The sequence below is a fragment of the Catenulispora sp. MAP12-49 genome (genome assembly GCF_041262705.1).
Lineage (GTDB): Bacteria > Actinomycetota > Actinomycetes > Streptomycetales > Catenulisporaceae > Catenulispora.
Genome location: NZ_JBGCCP010000030.1, coordinates 22,957 through 41,012, shown reverse-complemented (window position 1 = coordinate 41,012; position 18,056 = coordinate 22,957). Strand labels below are relative to the sequence as shown.

At 71.1% G+C, this 18,056-nt stretch carries 13 protein-coding genes and 1 pseudogene; 5 read left to right on the top strand and 9 right to left on the bottom strand.

Going from position 1 to position 18,056, the window contains the following annotated elements:
• Nucleotides 1–9 precede the first annotated feature (9 nt).
• From ABIA35_RS37260 to ABIA35_RS37230, 7 genes and pseudogenes are all read right to left on the bottom strand, one after another.
• Nucleotides 10–225 carry a WhiB family transcriptional regulator gene (locus tag ABIA35_RS37260; protein WP_370361058.1) on the bottom strand — a complete coding sequence of 72 codons (216 nt, stop codon included), beginning with the start codon at nt 223–225 and terminating at the stop codon, nt 10–12.
• Between the two features lie 44 nt (nt 226–269).
• Nucleotides 270–860, bottom strand: a pseudogene (locus ABIA35_RS37255) (NAD(P)H-dependent oxidoreductase).
• A 107-nt stretch (nt 861–967) separates the two neighbouring features.
• Nucleotides 968–1,789: an alpha/beta fold hydrolase gene (locus ABIA35_RS37250; protein ID WP_370361096.1), complete on the bottom strand. Its 822-nt coding sequence runs from the start codon at nt 1,787–1,789 to the stop codon at nt 968–970.
• Nucleotides 1,790–1,895: 106 nt separating this feature from the next.
• Entirely contained in the window at nt 1,896–2,375 is a 480-nt protein-coding gene (locus ABIA35_RS37245) for a cupin domain-containing protein (protein WP_370361057.1), read from the bottom strand.
• On the bottom strand, nt 2,375–3,394 hold the full coding sequence (locus ABIA35_RS37240; RefSeq protein WP_370361056.1) for an alpha/beta fold hydrolase: 1,020 nt from the start codon (nt 3,392–3,394) through the stop codon (nt 2,375–2,377). Before ABIA35_RS37240 ends, ABIA35_RS37245 begins: the two co-directional genes overlap by 1 nt.
• A 31-nt stretch (nt 3,395–3,425) precedes the next feature.
• Nucleotides 3,426–4,214, bottom strand: a complete 789-nt coding sequence (locus tag ABIA35_RS37235; protein WP_370361055.1) for an oxidoreductase — start codon at nt 4,212–4,214, stop codon at nt 3,426–3,428.
• Nucleotides 4,215–4,216: 2 nt separating this feature from the next.
• Nucleotides 4,217–5,041, bottom strand: a complete 825-nt coding sequence (locus tag ABIA35_RS37230; RefSeq protein ID WP_370361054.1) for an alpha/beta hydrolase — start codon at nt 5,039–5,041, stop codon at nt 4,217–4,219.
• 129 nt (nt 5,042–5,170) lie between these two features.
• On the opposite strand from ABIA35_RS37230, the gene ABIA35_RS37225 reads away from it, so the two are divergent.
• From ABIA35_RS37225 to ABIA35_RS37215, 3 genes are all read left to right on the top strand, one after another.
• Nucleotides 5,171–7,972, top strand: a complete 2,802-nt coding sequence (locus tag ABIA35_RS37225; protein WP_370361053.1) for an AAA family ATPase — start codon at nt 5,171–5,173, stop codon at nt 7,970–7,972.
• A 40-nt stretch (nt 7,973–8,012) separates the two neighbouring features.
• The gene (locus ABIA35_RS37220) at nt 8,013–10,835 is read left to right on the top strand and encodes an AAA family ATPase (RefSeq protein ID WP_370361052.1); all 2,823 of its coding nucleotides are present in this window, start codon (nt 8,013–8,015) and stop codon (nt 10,833–10,835) included.
• 110 nt (nt 10,836–10,945) lie between these two features.
• The gene (locus ABIA35_RS37215; RefSeq protein WP_370361051.1) at nt 10,946–11,782 is read left to right on the top strand and encodes an alpha/beta fold hydrolase; all 837 of its coding nucleotides are present in this window, start codon (nt 10,946–10,948) and stop codon (nt 11,780–11,782) included.
• A gap of 66 nt (nt 11,783–11,848) precedes the next feature.
• Here ABIA35_RS37215 and ABIA35_RS37210 read toward each other — a convergent pair whose 3' ends face one another.
• The gene (locus tag ABIA35_RS37210; RefSeq protein WP_370361050.1) at nt 11,849–15,202 is read right to left on the bottom strand and encodes a LamG-like jellyroll fold domain-containing protein; all 3,354 of its coding nucleotides are present in this window, start codon (nt 15,200–15,202) and stop codon (nt 11,849–11,851) included.
• Between the two features lie 263 nt (nt 15,203–15,465).
• On the opposite strand from ABIA35_RS37210, the gene ABIA35_RS37205 reads away from it, so the two are divergent.
• On the top strand, nt 15,466–16,653 hold the full coding sequence (locus ABIA35_RS37205; protein ID WP_370361049.1) for an alpha/beta hydrolase: 1,188 nt from the start codon (nt 15,466–15,468) through the stop codon (nt 16,651–16,653).
• A 94-nt stretch (nt 16,654–16,747) separates the two neighbouring features.
• Here the strand turns inward: ABIA35_RS37205 and ABIA35_RS37200 are convergent, their stop codons facing one another.
• A complete protein-coding gene (locus ABIA35_RS37200; RefSeq protein ID WP_370361048.1) occupies nt 16,748–17,260 on the bottom strand; it encodes a hypothetical protein in 513 nt (170 codons plus the stop codon).
• Between the two features lie 292 nt (nt 17,261–17,552).
• Between ABIA35_RS37200 and ABIA35_RS37195 the strand changes: the two genes are divergently transcribed.
• A complete protein-coding gene (locus tag ABIA35_RS37195; protein WP_370344601.1) occupies nt 17,553–18,041 on the top strand; it encodes a hypothetical protein in 489 nt (162 codons plus the stop codon).
• Nucleotides 18,042–18,056: the final 15 nt, after the last annotated feature.

Sequence of the window (18,056 nt, the reverse complement as noted above, 5' to 3'; positions counted from 1 at the left end):
AGAGGCCGTTCATCGCTGCCGTGCCGTCGCCCGCTCGCGGCTGACACCGCCCCAGACTCCGTGCCGTTCGCCGGATTCCGCGGCGAACCGGGCGCACTGTTCACGGACGGCGCAGCCTCGGCAGATCTCGCCGGCTGCCCGCTCTCTTTCCATGCGCGCCATACCCCGCTCGCCGGTCGGAGAGAAGAACCTGGCGCTCTCCAGGCCACGACAGGCCGCTGACATCTGCCAGTCCCATACCGAGGCGAGCGGCCGCGTCCTCGGCGGCTTCACGTGTCGCGCCCGCGCCGCAGGATCTCGGCGATCTCGATGGCGCGGCGGGTCTGGAACTCCACGGCGGCCAGCTCCAGCTCGCCGGGCGGGACGATGATGCAGCCCCAGTGGTAGAAGGTGTTGTTCATCGCCAGGATGGTGGACTCCTGGCCGCCGTGGGCGGTGGCGGTGGAGGTGAACGAGGAGCCGATCTTGTTGACGAGCCGGCCCTGGCCCCACAGGGGTCCGGTGGTGGCAATGTAACTGCGGCGCATAGCGCCTCCTTAACGGGTGGTGGTGGGAGACGGGCGGGCGAACTGCTTGAGTTGCGCGGCCGGCAGTCCGAAGCGCGTCGGCGAGCCCAGGAGGATCACGTCGGCCCGCTCCAGATCGTCCAGAGCGGCCTCGGCGATGTGCTGGGTGGTCGCGACGTGCTCGGACCAGCCTTCGTTGGTGGCGATCGCCTCGTCGGGCGCGAGTTCGCGGACTTTGCGCAGCCGTACTTCGGCGCCGGCCTTCTCGGCCTCCGTCGCCGCGGCCTTGGCCAGCTTGAAGACGCTGCCGGTGGCCGAGTAGTAGATGACGGCGACGTTGACGGGTGTCTCCATGGGATGCGGTCCTTTCAAAGGGCCAAAAGGATCAAAAGGGTCATAGGTGGCGCGGGGCCGCACCGCCGATCGGCGCTGCGACCCCGCTGTGGTGCCGGTCGAGCGCCTCAGCCGGTCGCGTCGGCGGCCTGGACGATGAGGTCCTCGGCCTGGTCGGGGTGCGAGACCATGACCGCGTGCGAGGCGTTCGGGACGACGACTGTGTGGGCGCCGGCCCGCTTGGCCATGAACTTCTCGGTCGCGGCCGGGATCGCCTGGTCTGCTCCGGCGACCAGGTACCAGGACGGGATGGTCTTCCAGGCCGGGACGCCGCTGGCGCCCTGGAGAGCGGCCAGTGCCACCGGGCGCTGTTCGGCCGCCATCAGGTCGGCGGTGGACGCCGGGACGTCCGCGGCGAAGACCGCGCGGAACTTCGCCTGGTCGACGTATCCGTCCTCGCCGTCCCCGCCGTCGCCTCCGGTGGCCGAGTACGGCCGGACGACCAGCGCCGCACCGAGCTGGCTGCCGGGGTTCATCCCGGTCAGCCCCAGCGCGCTCTCGCCCTGGTCCGGGGCGAACGCGGCGATGTAAACCAGGGCTTTGACATTGGCGTGCCCGACGGCGGCGTTGGTGATGACCGCGCCGCCGTAGGAGTGGCCGACCAGGATCACCGGCCCGGGGATGGTGCTCAGCAGGCTGGAGACGTACGCCGAGTCGTTGTCCAGTCCGCGCAACGGATTCGCCGCCGCGATGACCGGATAGCCGTCGTGTTCCAGGCGGGAGATGACGCCGTTCCAACTGGAGGAGTCGGCGAAGGCGCCGTGGACCAGCACGACCGTGGGCTTGGGGCCGTGGTGCTTCGACGCGGCGGCCCTGCTCTGGCTCTGCCGGGCCGCCGGAGTCGCCGGTGCGGCCGAAGCCGAGGCGACAGCCGGGACCAGGAGGGTCATGACAGCCAGGACGGCCGGTATCGTGGCGCGCTTGCGGGCCCAGCGGTGCGGGTGCGAGTGCGCGGCATCGGGCGAGATTTCAAGCATGGGTAAGCCTTTCTTCGTCTCAGGCGGTCGGCGGCGGGCCGGCGACGCGCAGGTGGAAGGAATCCGCGGAGGCGAGGATGCCGCCGATGTCGAAGGGCGCGGGCTCCTCGTCGAGGCGGGTGGCGGGCGTCCCGTTGGTGCTGAACCACTCCTCGATGCGCGACGGGCTGAACACGACGGCCAGCCGGGCGCTCTCCGAGCGGACCAGGTAGCTGTGCGGGACGCCGCGCGGCCCGTGCGCGATCTGGCCGGTGTGCAGGTCCAGGCGCTTGTCGTCGACGAAGAAGGAGACCTCGCCGTCCAGGACGATCCAGACCTCGTCCTCGTCCTCGTGGGCGTGCATCGGAGGCGCGTGGCCGGCCGTGTCCAGGAACTCCATGACGCTCAGCGCGCCGTTGGTCTTGCTTCCGGGCAGCAGGATCCGGCTGCGGCCGCCGAGGAACCAGAAGGGCTCGGATTCGGTGTCGGGGAACGTGTCGTCGGGGAACGGGGGGAGCATTACTTGTCGCCCTTCAGGAAGGTGAGCAGGATCTGGGCCATCTCCGCCGGGTGTTCCTCGTACATCCAGTGGCCGGAGTCCGGGACGACGACGCCTGTGACGTTCTTCGCGTACTTGCGGACCTGGTCCGGGACGAAGCTGCCGAGGCTGCCGGAGGCCCCGATCGCGAGCACCGGCATGGTGAGCTTGGTCTTCTGGTACACGGCGTCGTTCGCGATGTCCTGCGGCAGGGTCCGGAACCACTGGAAGCTCGCCTCCAGGTGGGCCGGGTCCTTCAGGTAGGTGGAGAACACCGCGACGTCGTTCGGCGTGACGGCGCCCTTGACGACCTCGAGGTCGTCGATGAACTTGTCGACCCACAGCGATTCCCGCCCCGTGATGAGCTCCTCGGGAAGGCCGTTGGTGAGGGCGAAGAACCCGAAGTGCCAGGCCCCGGGGCCGTCCGCGGTGAGCGAGGGGAAGGTGTAGATGCTCGGGTCGGGGATCGGGGCCTCGCTGAGCACCAGCTTCGTGACGTCGCGCGGGTAGGCGGCGGCGTAGGAGTAGGCGACCATCGTGCCGATGTCGTGGCCGACCAGCCGGATGTCGTGGTCGCGCCCGATCTTGACCAGCAGGCCGTGGATGTCGGCCGCGAGGTCCTTCTTGTCGTAGCCGGTGGCCGGGGCGTCGCTGCGGCCGGCGCCGGGCAGGTCGGGCGCGATGACCGTGTAGTGCTGGGCCAGCGTGGGCAGGACCTCGCGCCACTCGTACCAGGTCTGCGGGTAGCCGTGCAGCAGGACCAGGGTCGGGCCGTGGCCGCCGATCACGTAGTCGATGCCGGTCGTGCCGACCTGGACCTTGTGCTCGCTGAACCCGGCCGGCATCTGCTCGCCCGAGGAGGCGGACGAGGCTGCCGGTGGCGGACTCGTCGTGGCCTGCGCGGTCCCGGTGCTGATCGTGGTGGCGGCCAGCCCGAAGGCCGAGGCCACGGCGAGGGTGAGCATGACGCCCGGCCGGAAAACGGCATGGAGGTGCTTCACAAAGTGCTCCAGGGTGTGAGTGGGACAGGTGTTACAGGGTGCTGATCAGACCGCCGTCGATGACGACGTCCGATCCGGTGATGTTCGCGGCCCGGTCGCTGGCCAGGAACAAGACGACGTCCGCGACCTCCTCGGGCCGGGTGAACCGGCCGGTGACCGCGTCGCTGGCGGCCTGCTCGGCGATGGCGCCGGCGGTGCTGCCGGTGGCCTTCGCGACGGTCGCCGCGACGCCCTCGTCGGCCAGCCACAGGCCGGTGGCGACCGGTCCGGGGCTGACGGTGTTGACGCGGACGCCCTGAGGGCCGACCTGCTTGGACAGCGACTTGCAGAAGTTGGACAGCGCGGCCTTGGCGGCGCTGTAGTCGATGACGAGCGGGTCGGGCAGGAAGGCGTTCACGGAGCTGACCGTCACGACGGCTCCCGTGCCCCGCTCCACCAGGTGCGGCAGAGCGGCCCGGGTCGTGCGCACGGCGGCCAGGAAGTTGACGGCCAGCGTCGCGTCCCAGTCCTCGTCGGTCACGGCCAGGAAGCCGTCGACCCGCGGCCGGACCGCCCCGACGTTGTTGACCAGGATGTCCAGGCCGCCGAAGGCGAGCACGGCGGCGGCGATCAGCTCGGCCGGACCCTCCGGCGCGGTCAGGTCCGCCTCGACCGCCAGGACCCCGCCGTCCGCGACGAGCTCCTTCAGCTCGGGGGTGAGCTCGCGGGCGCCGGCCACCACCCGGGCGCCCTCGGCGACCAGGGCGCGGGTCACAGCCAGTCCGATGCCGCGGCTGGCGCCGGTGACGACCGCGGTCTTGCCGGTCAGATGCAGGTCCATGCTCACAGCCCCTGCCGGCGCAGCCACTCCAGGGCGGTGCCGGCGACCTCGCGCCAGCCGCCGTCGATGGTCAGCGAGTGCCCGCGGTCGGGGAAGTCGGTGATGTCGGTGACCGCTTCGGAGTGCCGGTACTGCTTGAGCGTCGCGCGGGTCACCGCCTCCGGGACGGTGTGGTCCTTGCCACCGGTCATCAGCAGTAGCGGGCCGCGCGCGGCGTTGGCGGTGTCGACCTTGGCCGGCGAGTGCGGGTTGAAGTTCGCCGCGGCCGCCTCGAACAGCGGCTTGCCCGGGGCGGGGATCGTCCAGCGCTCGTACAGCGCGGAGGACTCCTCGGGGGTCAGCGCGTTGCCGAACGCGAAGCGGAACTGGTCGGCTGTCAGCGATACGGCGCGGTGCTTGTTCGCCGGGTTCTTGAACACCGGCAGCGTGGCGCGCAGCGCGGACAGCGGCAGCGGGAGCACGCCCTTGATCTGCGCGGCGTCGATCGCGACGGTGGCGGCGGCCAGGTCCTGGCCCAGCAGCTTCTGCGCGATCATGCCGCCGAAGGAGTGCCCGATCAGGATCGGCAGGACCGGCAGCTCCCTGATGATCCCGGCGTAGTGCTCGACGACGTCGTCGATGCCGTGGTCGGCGATGCTCTCGGGGTTGGCGCGGGCCTCCTCGACGGTGTCGGGGTCGCCGGGCCAGCCCGGGGCGGACGGGTCGTAGCCCTCCTGGCGGAACAGGTCGATCCAGGGCTCCCAGGACGTGGCGTGCAGCCACAGTCCGTGGATGAACAGGACCGGGGTCGGTGTCGTTGGCGTTGTCGATGCGGTCGGTGTGGTCATGGCAGAAGCACAACAGCCGGGTGGCGGACTTCGTACCGTGGAAAGACCCCAGTCCTGCGGAGCCGCAGCTTGATCAACTAAAGTGATGCCCACGGCGACCTGGCGCCGCCTCTTCCTTCAGGGAGCTTTGTGGCACTGGTCGGGCGGGCGGCGGAGACGAAGCGACTCAGGGGCCTGATAGTCGGCGTCCGCGAGCGCGGAACCGCCCTGGTGGTGCGCGGCGAAGCCGGCGTCGGGAAGTCCGCCCTGCTGGATTACGCGGCCGGACGTGCCAGGACCTCCGGGATGCGGGTGCTGACGACCTCCGGCGTCCAGTGCGAGACGCACCTTCCCTATGCGGGCCTGCACCAGCTGCTCTACCCCATCCGCGACAGGATCGCCCTGATCCCGGAGCGGCAGCGCGCGGCGCTGGAGGCGGCGCTCGGCGGCGCGGAATCAGCCGCCCCTGACCTTTTCTTGGTCGGGCTGGCCGCCCTGAACCTGATCGCCGAGGCGGCCGAGACGACGCCGGTCCTGGTGGTCGTGGAGGACTCGCACTGGCTGGACATCTCCACCTCCCACGTCCTGGCCTTCCTCGCCCGGCGGCTGGAATCCGAGCCGATCGTGCTGCTGGCGGCGGCGCGCGACGGGTTCCCCTCGTCGCTGGTCGACGCCGAGCTGCCCGAGCTGAACCTGCCGCCGCTCGGCGCCGACGCGGCCGTGGCCCTGCTGGACACCCACGCTCCCGACCTCGACCCGGCACTGCGCCGCCGAGTGTTGGCCGAGGCCGCGGGCAACCCGCTGGCCCTGACCGAACTTCCACGCACCGCCGCCGCGACCGCCGAGGGCACCTCGACGCCGGGCTCCTGGATCCCGCTGACCGAACGGCTGGAGCAGGCGTTCACGATCCGCCTGTCCGGGCTCCCGGCACCGACCCGCACGCTGCTCCAGATCGCGGCGCTCAACGACAGCCCCTCGCTGACCGAGACGATGAGCGCCATGGCCCGGCTGGCCGGCGGCGAACCCGGCACCGGCATCGGCACTGGCCTCGGCTCCGGCACCGGCGATCTGACGCCGGCGGTCGCCGCGCAACTCATCGACGTGCACCGGGGCGAGATCCGCTTCCGGCATCCGCTGATGCGCTCGGCGATCCACCAGAGCATGGCCCTGCCGGAGCGCTACGCGGCCCATGCCGCGCTGGCCGAGGTCATAGCCGACCAGGAAGACCGCCGTATCTGGCATCGCGCCGCGGCCACCGCCCTGCCCGAGGAATCGGTCGCCGTCCAGCTCCAGGCCGCCGCGCTGCGGGCCGAACACCGCGGCGGGATCGGCGACGCCGTGATGGCGCTCGACCATGCCGCGCGGCTCAGTCAGGATCCTGCGTCGCGCGCGGACCGCCTGCTGCGGGCCGCCGAACTGGCCGTCGAGCTGGGAAGCCGGGAGGTTGTCGGGAACCTTCTGGACGAGGCCTCCCGCTGCGATCTGACGACGCAGCAGCGCGCGCGGGTGGTGTGGCTGCGCGGCGGATTCGACGAAGGGCTGCGCGGCCGGACCGCCGACACCCGGGCCCTGGCCGGACTCGCCGAGACGGTCGCCGCCGAGGGCGACCGCGACCTGGCCGTCCGCATCCTGTGGAGCGCGGCGCAGCGCTGCTTTTGGACCGAGCCGGGAGGCCCGGCCCGGCAGCACGTCGTCGACGTCGCCGAGAACCTGGGGCTGGACGAGCACGACCCGTGGCTGCTGGCCATCCTCGCCTACGCCGCCCCGATCGACCGCGGCGCGGTGGTGATCGAGCGGCTCAACCGGATAGTGGCCACCCCGGGCCGCGACGCCCGCATGGACCGGATGCTGGGGACCGGGGCGCTCATGGTCGGCTCCTTCGACCTGGCCCAGAAGCTGTCGGCGGCCGCCGCGGCGGGACTGCGGCCGCAGGGCCGGCTGGGACTGCTGGCCCGCGCGCTCGGGGCCGAGGCCTCCAGCGCCGTGCAGCTCGGCGACCTGAGTGTGGCGATACCAGCGGCCGAGGAATCCGGCCGGCTGGCCCGCGAGACCACCCAGCCGTTCCTGCACGGCCTCATCCGCGCCATCGAGGCGGCGATCGGCGCGCTGCGCGGCGACCAGGACAGGGTCAGGGTCCTGACAGCGCAGGCCGAACAGGCCGGACTCCCGGTCGGCGCGCGCCCGGTCCTGGCCCGGGCCCAGATGGCACGCGGACTGGCGGCGCTGGGCGCGGGCCGGTTCGACGAGGCGTACACCCAGCTGCGCCGCCTGCACGATCCGGCCGACCCCTGCTACCAGGTGGCGCTGCGCTGCTTCGCCATCGCAGACCTCGTCGACGCCGCCGCGCACTGCGGCCGGGGCGCGGCGATCGCGGACATCATGCGGGAGATGGAGTCCGCCGCGCTGAAGACCCCGTCCCCGGTTCTGCACGCCGGCCTGCGCTTCGCCCGCGCGCTGCTGGCCGACGACACCGAAGCCGAGCAGCTCTACACCGCCGCGTTGCGCGCCGACCTGGCCGGCTGGCCGTTCATCAGGGCCCGGACACAGCTGGCCTACGGCGAATGGCTGCGCCGCCAGCGCCGCGCCGCGGACTCCCGGCCGCACCTGCGCGCCGCCCGGGAGACCTTCGACGCGCTCGGCGTCATCCCGTGGAGCGACCGCGCCCGGCAGGAGCTCAGGGCCTCCGGCGAGACCAGCCGGAGCCGGAATCTCGACGCCCGCGACCAGCTCACCGCGCAGGAACTCCAGATCGCGCAGATGGCCGCGAGCGGCCTGACGAACCGGGAGATCGGCCAGAAGCTCTATCTCTCGCACCGGACGATCAGCACGCACCTGCACCGGATCTTCCCCAAACTGGGGGTCGTGTCGCGCTCGGAACTGGCCTGGACCCTCAATCTGCCCCCCGACCTGCTCGAAGACGGCGACTTCGGGGACGGGACGACCGTCACGTGACGCACGCGATGCCCGCCGCCGGCCTTCTACCCTCGGGCTCGTGAGCACACCCGATTCCTCGGCCCTCCACCGCATCGACGCGCGACACCGGGCCTTCGAGCCGTCGCGGTTCCTCGGCCGGGACGAGGAATGCCGGGCCGTCGACGAGCTCATCGCGCGGGTCCGCGAGGGCCTGAGCGGCGTACTGGTCATCTCCGGCGAGGCCGGCATCGGCAAGACCCGGCTCCTGAAGTACGCCGCCGAGGCCGCGGGCGACCTGCAGACGGCGCGCGTCGCCGGTGTCGAGACCGAATCCCAGCTCGCCTACGCCGCGCTGCACCGGCTGCTGCTTCCCTTCCTGGACCGGCTCGACCGGCTCCCCGATCCGCAGCGCGAGGCGCTCGGCTCGGCGTTCGGTCTGGTCGCGGCCCCGCCGGCGGACCGGTTCCTGGCCGGCCTGGCCACCCTGACCCTGCTGTCCGAGGTCGTCCCGGACGGGCCGCTGATGTGCCTCGTCGACGATGCGCAATGGCTGGACCGCGAATCCCTGGAAGTCCTCGCCTTCGTCGCTCGCCGCCTGCATGCCGACGGCGTCGGCATGGTGCTGTGCACGCGGGACCGGGAGCCCGGCACCTCGCCGACGCCGACGCCGACGCCGATCGACGGGCTGCCCGCGCTCCGCCTCACCGGGCTGTCCGACGCCGATGCCACGCAGCTCCTGGCTTCGGTGCCGGCCGGATCGTCTTCTGCTCCGGTCGCACTGCGCAACGCTTCCGTGGTCTCCCGGATCATCGCCGAGGCCGCGGGCAACCCGCTCGCCCTGAACGAGTTCGCCGCGGACCTGAGCGGCGGCGCGGTGTCGTTGGCGCCGCTGCCGCTCGGGCCCAGGCTCGAAGCCCACTTCCAGCGTCAGGTGGATTCCCTGCCGCAGGAGACGAAGTCGCTTCTGCTCCTGCTGTCCGTCGCTCCCTCCGACGATCCCATCGCCCTGTGGCTCGCGGCGGCCGCTCTCGGACTGTCGGCGCAAGCCCTGGACGCGGCCGTCGCGGGCCGGATCCTCACCACGAACCCGCACCCGGCGTTCCGCCACCCGCTCATCCGCTCGGCGGTGCATTCCGGAGCCGCGCCGGGCGAACTGCGGCGTGCGCACCAGGCGCTCGCCGAGGCCACCGACCGCGCGTCGGCACCGGACCGGCGGGCCTGGCACCTGGCCGAGGCGGTCGTCGGTCTCGACGAGGACGTCGCCGCCGAACTGGAACGGGCGGCCGAGCGCGCGAGGGGCCGTGGTGGCTACGCCGCGCAGGCCACCTTCCTGATCCGGGCCGCCGAGCTGACCCCCGACCCGCGGATCCGCGCCGAACGGTACTTCACCGCCGCCCAAGCACACCTCGTCATCGGCGACACCGCCATGGCCCAATCCGTGCTCGACCAAGCCGGAAACGAGCCCGGCACCCCGACGGCGCGGGCCACGGCGCAGCGGCTGCGTGCGACCATCGAATGGCTGCGGGGCCGCGCCGCGATGGCGCCCTCGATCCTGATGCCCGCCGCCGCGGACGTCCTCCCGATCGACCAGCGAGTGGCCCGGGACATGGTGTTCGAGGCGCTCGCCGCCGGGATGATGACGCGAGACCGGACCGTCGGCATGACGCTGGAGGAGATGGCCCGCCAGACGCTCGCGATGCCGTGGGACCGTTCGGCCCCGACCCTTCCCGATCTGGTGATGGACGCGTACTGCACCCGGATCGCCGAGGGGTACGCGGCGGCGGTCCCCAAGCTGCGGGCCTCGGTCGCGGCGCTGTTGACCGACGACCTGGTGGAGACCGGGATGCCCATCGCGCTGATGGCCTACGTCGGCGCCGAGGATCTGTGGGACGACCGGGGCTACGGGGCCGTGATGGCGCGTCTCGCGGCGGTCGCCCGGGCCCAGGGCGCTTTGCAGTCCCTCGGTGTGGTGCTCTACGCCCTGGCCGTCAGCGAACTGTGGGCCGGCCGGTTCGTCGGCGCGCAGTCCTGTTACGACGAGGCCGACGAGCTCGCCGTGGCCCTCGGGACGGTGCCGAAGGGGCCTTCCCACCGCGTGGAGCTGCTGGCGTGGCAGGGCCGCAGGGATGAGCTACTGGTCGGTGCCGAAGACGCGATCACCAGATGGGGCGGCTATCTGGGATTCGAGGTCATGGCCAACAACGCCTACAACGCTCTGGCCATCCTGGAACTGGGCGCCGGGAACTACTCCGAAGCGCTCGCCTGGGCCCGTCGCGGATTCGAGAACGACGTGCCGGGGCAAGGCAATCTCCTGCTTCCCGATGTGATCGAGGCCGCGGTCCGCGCCGGCGACCCGGCGACGGCCTCGGCCGCGCTGGCCCGCCTGACCGAACGCGCACCGCTCAGCGGCACGCCGTGGGCGCTCGGCCTGTTGGCCCGTTCCAGGGCCCTGATGGCCGGCGACGAGCAGGCCGAGGAGCTCTACGAGCAGGCCGTGAAGCATCTCGCCGACACCGCGATCGTCACCGAACAGGCCCGGACCCACCTGCTCTTCGGCGAGTGGCTGAGCAGCGTCGGACGCCGCGCCGAGGCCCGGACCCAGTTGCGGAAGTCCTACGAGATGTTCACCGACATGGGAGCCGCCGGCTTCGCCGAGCGCGCCCGCACCGAGCTGCTCGCTCTCGGCGAGCACGCCCGCAAACGCGGCGTGCGCGCCGACTTCGACCTGACGCCGCAGGAGAAGCAGGTCGCCGCCCTGGCCGCCGGCGGCTCCACCAACACCGAGATCGCCACGCGGCTGTTCATCACCACGTCCACCGTCGAGTACCACCTGAACAAGGTGTTCCGGAAGCTCGACATCACGTCCCGCAGGCAGCTGTCCGACGTCCTCGGCGCAGCCTGATTCTCCTCAGGACCCCTCGGGACTGGGGTCTTTCCAGGATATGAGTGATCCCGCGGCGGTGGTGGGGTGGCGGCACGGCATCGCACCGCCGGCAATCCGAGGAGACAACTGTGGGACACGTCAACGTCGGCACCGAGAACAGCACATCCATCGACCTCTACTACGAGGACCACGGCGCCGGGCGGCCCGTCGTCCTGATCCACGGCTGGCCGCTGTCCGGCCGCTCGTGGGAGGGCCAGGTCTCTCCGCTCGTGGCGGCCGGGTACCGGGTGATCACCTACGACCGACGCGGGTTCGGCAACTCGTCGCAGCCCTGGACCGGCTACGACTACGACACCTTCGCCGCCGACCTCAACGCCCTGATGGAGCACTTGGACCTGCGCGAGGCGACCCTCGTCGGCTTCTCCATGGGCGGCGGCGAGGTCGCCCGGTACGTCGGCAGCTATGGCACCGAGCGGGTCGCCCAGGCCGTCTTCGCCGCCGCGATACCGCCCTACCTCTACGCCGGGCCGGACAACCCGGGCGGCGCCTTCACCGACGAGGCACTGGCCACGATGCAGGCCGGCGTCGCCGAGGACCGGATCGCCTTCCTCGAAGCGTTCATCACCCGGTTCTTCACGGCGGGGGACCGCACCGACCTCATCAGCCCGCAGCGCCGCGACTACCACCTCGGCCTCGCTGTGACGGCGTCGCCCGAGGGGACCCGGGAGTGCATAGCCGCGTTCGGCACGACGGACTTCCGCGGCGACCTCGCCAAGTTCACGATCCCGACCCTCGTCGTCCACGGCGACTCCGACGCGGTCGTCGCCTTCGAGACCAGCGGCGCGCGGACCCACGAGGCGATCCCGGGATCCCGGCTCGCGCTGATCGAAGGCGGCCCGCACGGCGTCAACGCGACTCATACCGCTGAGTTCAACGCTGCGCTGCTGGATTTCCTGGCGAGCTGAGACGTTCGTGACGCGCCGACCATCCGGCCGGCGCGTCACGAACGTGGCTGCTTTAACGCGGTTGCATCAGCCGAGCGCGGACACCTGGTCAGCTGTCAGAGCCGTCGGGAAGATCTGGACGCCGTCCAGGCTTCCCGGCCAGAAGTCCACCTGTTGCGCGCCGAATTTGGCGCGCCCTATAGCGATCGGGCCGGTCGCCATGTCGGCCGGCGAGACGGTCGTCGTGCCGGCGAGCGTGCCGTTGACGTAGATGGACATGGTGTTCGCCGTCGCGTCCCGGACTCCGACGATGTGGTACCAGGTACCTGTCGCCGGAGATCCGCCGTTCGCGCCGGTGTTGCCGACCGCTCGGGCGTTGGCGTTGCTGAAGGCGAAGCGGTCGTCCGCGGAGTCGTATTGCAGGAAGAACACGCTGTTCACCGTGCCGTCCTCGCTCACCGCGGTGGCGAACGCGCCCTTCTTGCTCAGGTTGACCCAGGCCGCGACGGTGTAGCTGCCGGCGCTGTTGAGCAGCGGTCCCTGCGTCTGCGCGTACTGGTTGGTCCCGTTCAGCTGGAGCCCGCCGCCGTTCGGGCCGGAGGTGGCCCAGGTGGCGCCGTTCGACAGCGTCGCGTCATCGCCGTTGCCGGACGTGTCCTTGGCGACCGTGCCGGTTCCGTCAGTCAGCGGCCAGGTGCCCGCCTTGCTGACGACGTTCTGGCCGCAGTCGCCGGCGCTGCTCCCGGCCGCGATGATCTTGGCGTTGGCCGCCGCGACCTGGGACATGTCCATCTTCGGTTCCCGGCGGTCGTAGGTCCACAGACCGTTGACCTCGCCCTCGACGTCGGTCAGCTGGGTGTAGACGCTGCCGGAGAGTTGGCACTGGGCCTCCACGCGGACCGCGTCGGCCGTCTGCACGAACTTCTGAGTCAGCTGCGCGGTGTCGGCGGCGCCGGCGTAGTTGATGAAGCCCTGGTCCCAGTCGTGGACCGGGATGGCCAGGCCCCAGCCGCCGTGCTCGCCGTCGATGGCGGCGCGGTTGTCCGCGGTGTCGGGCTGCGGGTCGGCCGGGCCGGTGTAGGTGTGCCAGTCGATGACGTTGCCGGCGCCGGTGTCGGTGTTCACGCTGCCGCAGCAGTTGAAGCCGGACTCGGCGTCGACGAGCCGGCTCGGGTCGTCGGCGTGGACCTGCGCGGCGGCCGCCTTGACCTCGCTCACCGCGTTGGACACGGTGTTCCGGTCCAGGCCCCAGCCCTCGTTGTAGGGCTCGAAGGAGATGATCGACGTCTCCCCGCGCAGGTCCTCGACCATCTGGTGCAGCTGCGACCGGAACGCGGTGTCGTCCGAGGCGGTCGGGGTGTACCCGGCGTTCATCGACGGCATGTCCTGCAGGACGAGCATCCCGGTGGTGTCGGCGTCGTAGTACCACCGCGCCGGTTCGACCTTGATGTGCTTGCGGATCGCGTTGAAGCCCATGGCCTTGGTCTCGGTGATGTCCCACTTCAGGGCGGCGTCGGTCGGCGCGGTGTAGATGCCGTCCGGCCAGAACCCCTGGTCGAGGGTCGCGTCGACGAAGGTCGGGGTGCCGTTCAGCAGGATCTTGCTGACCCCGTTCACGGCTCCGACGCTCACCGTGCGCTCGCCGAAGTAGGAACCGACCACGTCCGGGATGGAGCCGTCGGTCAGCACGACCGTCGCGTGATAGAGGTACGGATCCGATGGCGACCACAGATGCGGGTCGGCCAATGGGATGGTGAACCGCGTGTTCGTCGTCCCGGTGCCCACGGCCACGATCCGTCGGCCGTCGGTGATGGCGACAGTGACGCGGCCGCCGGCCGAGGTGCTGCTGACCGCGTCCACGGTGACCGAGGCGTTCGCGGTGCTCGGCGCGCTCGGCAGGTTCGGTGTGAACACGACCTGGTCCAGGCGCTTGGCCGGCGTCGGCTCCATCCACACGGTCTGCCAGATGCCGCTGGAGGCCGTATAGAAGATCCCTGACGGGTCGAGCTGCTGCTTGCCCTGCGGCTGGTTGGGCGCGTCGGTGTTGCTGACGCCCACGGTGATCTGCTGCGGGCCGGAACCCTTCAGGGCGGCGGTGATGTCGACGCTGAAAGGCAGGTAGCCGCCGGTGTGGGTGGCGACCTGGACGTTGTTCACCCAGACCGTCGTCTGGTAGTTCACCGCGCCGAAGTCGAGCACGGTCCGCTGACCGCCGACCCGCCACGAGGCCGGGACGTTGAACGTGCGGCGGTAGAAGGAGTAGTCGTAGTGCTGCTGGACGCCGGACAGCTCCGACTCCATCGGGTAGGGCACGACGATCGAGCCGGTGAGGTGCGCGCTGGTCGCCGGCGGCGTCTGGACGTCGGTCGCGCCGGTGCTCTCCGGCAGCCCCTGGAAGCTCCATTTGCCGTTGAGCGACTGCCACTGCTGCCGCGTCATCTGCGGGCGGGGGTAGTCCGGCAGCGGGTTGTTCGGGTTGACCTGCGAGGCCCACGGCGTGGTCATGTTCGCCGTCGAGGTGTTGGCCAGACCGCTGTAGAACAGCGGCACAGCCGAGCCGTCGGCGTAGTCGGCGCCGCCGGTGCCGTCATAGCCGATGGTGAGGTTGGCCCAGGTCTTGTAGAGCGGGCCGCCGAGGACGACCACGAGCGTCGCCGGATCGGTCGGATCCAGCGCCGCCGAGGCGATGGGGAACCCCGCGACGCTCAGGTGGCTGGTCGCCGTCGCGGGCCACGCGGCCAGCGGCTTGCTGAACGTCATCCGAACCTGTGTGCCGTCGGTGGACAGCGAGGCGTTGGTCAGGGTCGGGACATAGCCGGGCGGCAGCGTGAAGGCGGAGGCGGGGACGACCGCCATCGCCTGGCCGGGCGGCGCCCAGGACAGCTGCGCGTTCGCACCGCCGGTGTCCTGGAAGTACTGCGCCTGGAAGGAATGCTCGCCGGCGGTGAGGTCCACGGTCGCGGTGACCGGGACGTTCCAGTCGTCGACCCAGTGGTCGATGACCGAGCTCCCGTCGATCGACATCCGGAAGCCGTTGTCCCCGTACCACTTGAAGGTGTAGCTGCCGGCCGTCGGCACGTGGATGACGCCGCTCCACTGGATCCCGGCGGCGGTCCCGCTGCCGGCGAACTGCTGGAGGCGGGGGAGCAGATCCGAGAAGTCGATGTCGGGATCGACGATGGTGTTCTTCACCGGCCCCAGGGTCCAGTCGCTGCCGCCGGCCGTGCCGGTGGCGGGCCCGTACTGGGCTTCCAGGCCCGGGTATTCGGTCGTCGATGTCGGGGTGCCGGTGCCGGTGCCGGTCGCGGCCGTGGCCGTGGTCGACGCGGCGGCCGCCGGCACACACAGGCCCACGATGACGGCGAGGGCCATGAGCACGGCCGTCAGACCCGGTGGCCGACGGCGCGGCTTATGGGGTGGCCGATGGAGGTGGATGGACATCAGGCTTCTCCTTCCGAGCCAGGGCGCTGCCTGTGGCATCGGATCAGCGTTCTGTCATGCTCTGTTCGGCTTTTACAACGTTGTATCGAACGTCAGCGAACAACTTCGAACACAAGCCGTCAAGAACTCTTTACCTTCTCTTGACTCAGCGCCGTGCCGTGACCGGCCGGGCCGGGGGTGTGCGATCACTGTGCTCGGATTGTGAAACGCCGCTGTGACACTCCGAACCGAGCCACAACCTCACCACTGTTCAGGAGGGCTCTGTGAAACATCGGCTAGCCGCCACCATGGCGGTGTTCGTCACCGCTTCCCTCACGGCCGCCGGCGCCATCGCCGGTCCCGTCGCCGCCCACGCCGACCCCGCCGGCCCGCCTGTCCTGTCGGACGGGTACGGGCTGACGCAGGTCGCCGATCCGTCCCTGTCGAACCCGGGCATCGCCGCCCCGACCGCGACCGACTTCACCATCACGGTGACCTCGCCGCAGGTCGCCAACGACCCCGGCACGGTCGGACACCACGTCCGCATCGTCCTGCCCGCCGACTACTACAGCGATCCCGGCAAGCGCTACCCCGTCCTGTACCTTCTCGACGGCTCGCCGGGCGACCCCTGCGACTACTTCGGCAGCGCCGGCTTCCCGCAGTTCAACGCGCTGAAGAACACCTCGGGGATGATCGTCGTCATGCCCGACGGCGGCGCGCGCGGCTGGTATTCCGACTGGCGCGACCAGTCCACCGCGGCCGGCGCGCAGAACTGGGACACCTTCGAGACCCAGCAGGTGATCCCGTTCGTCGACGCGAACCTGCGCACCGTCGCGGACAAGCAGCACCGCGCCATCGCCGGCATCTCCATGGGCGGCTTCGGCGCGCTGCACCTCGCGCAGCTCCACCCCGCCCTGTTCAGCCAGGTGGCGACGCTGTCGGGGGACGCCGACCTGTCACGGAACGAGATGGTCCTGCGCGAGATCGTCGTGGCCTCGCTCATCGACGCCCAGGGGGCGCTGCCGGTCGTCAGCAGCGGCATCCTCCCCGGCACCGTCGCCTGGAGCGCCTGCCATCCGGTGAACGACCCCTACCAGCCGGCCGTCAGCAGCGACGCGCTGTTCGGGTCCCCGTATCCGATATCGGTGACGCCGCCCTTCGACGACTCCCTGTGGACCGCCGCCGATCCCACGGAGAACGCCTCGGCGTTCGCGGGGATGGGCGTCTCCATCTACGTCGGCAACGGCAACGGGCCGACGGGGGACTACCGCGAGTGGTGGCTGGAGAGCGCGTCCCAGCACTTCGACGCCGCGCTGACGGCGGCGGGTCAGCACCCGTACTTCCAGGACTACGGCGACGGCGCCGGGTGGGGACACTGCGACGGCGGTCATGACGTCACGTGCTGGGACCAGGACCTGGCCGACCTGATTCCGCGGCTCCAGCAGGACTTCGGTACCACGAACGCCGGCTGAAAGCGCATCACAGCATCCTGCATTACCGCACGGCCGCATCGCCGCATCGCCGCCCGGCTTCCTGTCGGGCGGCGATGCGCTGCTGTGCTTGCTTCTACAGGGAGCCCAAGCCGCTGCAGGAGGGGAGAGCGTTCAACGAGACGGTGAAAGCCGCGCTGCCGTCACTGGCCGTGCAGACCTTGAGGAACGCGCTGCCGACCCCGAGCGCCACGGCGATGGCGCCGCTGACCAGCGCGGCGTTCGGGACCCCCGCCGCGACGAGGATCGGGGTGACGAGCGCGGCGACGGTCTGCCCGAAGCCGATGACGGTCTGCACCTCGGTCACGGCCTCCTTGGTCAGCGACAGCTGCACCTCGGTGCTGCCGATGGTGAGCGTGACCCCCGGCGCGATCGTGATGACCTGGTCCTGGGCGGCGGCCGGGATGGCCATGGCGACCTGGATACTCGCCACCCCCGCGGGTCGCGCGGCCGCGCCGGCGGGTCCGGCGGCGGCCGCGACCAGCGACGCGCTGACGGTGGCGGCGGTGAGGAGCGGCACGACGCGCCGCAGGCGCTTGGCGCCGCCTTCGGCATGCTTACGGCGGCTGGACGGTTCGATGGTGCTCACAGGTGGGCCCTTCTCGGCGACGGATGATGTCCAGACCGTCGCATCGCCTTTTCACAATCCGACCACAGCGATCGCACACTCTGTCGGCAGCCGGTGACAGCCGCTGCCAGCCATCACCGGCTGTCACCGGCTGCCGCCAGCCATCGTCGGCCGCCGTCAGCCGCCGCCAAACCGCGCGTCGCCCGAATGGCCCGAACCCTCCAACGCGGGTCCCCGTCCCACCGCGCCGCAGGTCGGGATCAAGGCGAAGGTGGTGATCGGCCGTTTCCAAGTCCCCCCAGGGAGCACCCGCATGACCACCACCGGAATGCCCGCCCGGCCGGATTCGATCGCCGTCTTCACCGACCTGTCGGTCGAGCTGACCGGCTTCGACCGCGTGGAGCTGGCCGGCACCGGCCTGCTCGAACAGCATTACGACACCCTGCTCCGGCTGATCGGCGAACGCGAGGCCGGGCACCTGTTGCAGGCCGCCGCCGAGGCGCTGGAGGCCGACCGCGAGCAGCACGACGGCGAGGCGCTGCGGACCCGGGTCATCGGGAGCAGGCGCTACGGGCCCGTGATCATCAGCCTGATCAAGCTCTGGTACCTCGGCAGCTGGTACCCCTTGCCCGGCTCCTACGCCGACGTCAACGGCTCGACCGCCGACGACGTCGAACACGTCGTGTCCGCGCAGGCCTACCGGGAGGCTCTGGTCTGGCGCGCGGCCGGGGCGCACCCGATGGGGGCCAAGGCGCCGGGCTGGGGGTCCTGGGCCGAGGCGCCCGCGCTCCCCTCGTCCTGAGCCGCGACGAGGCGT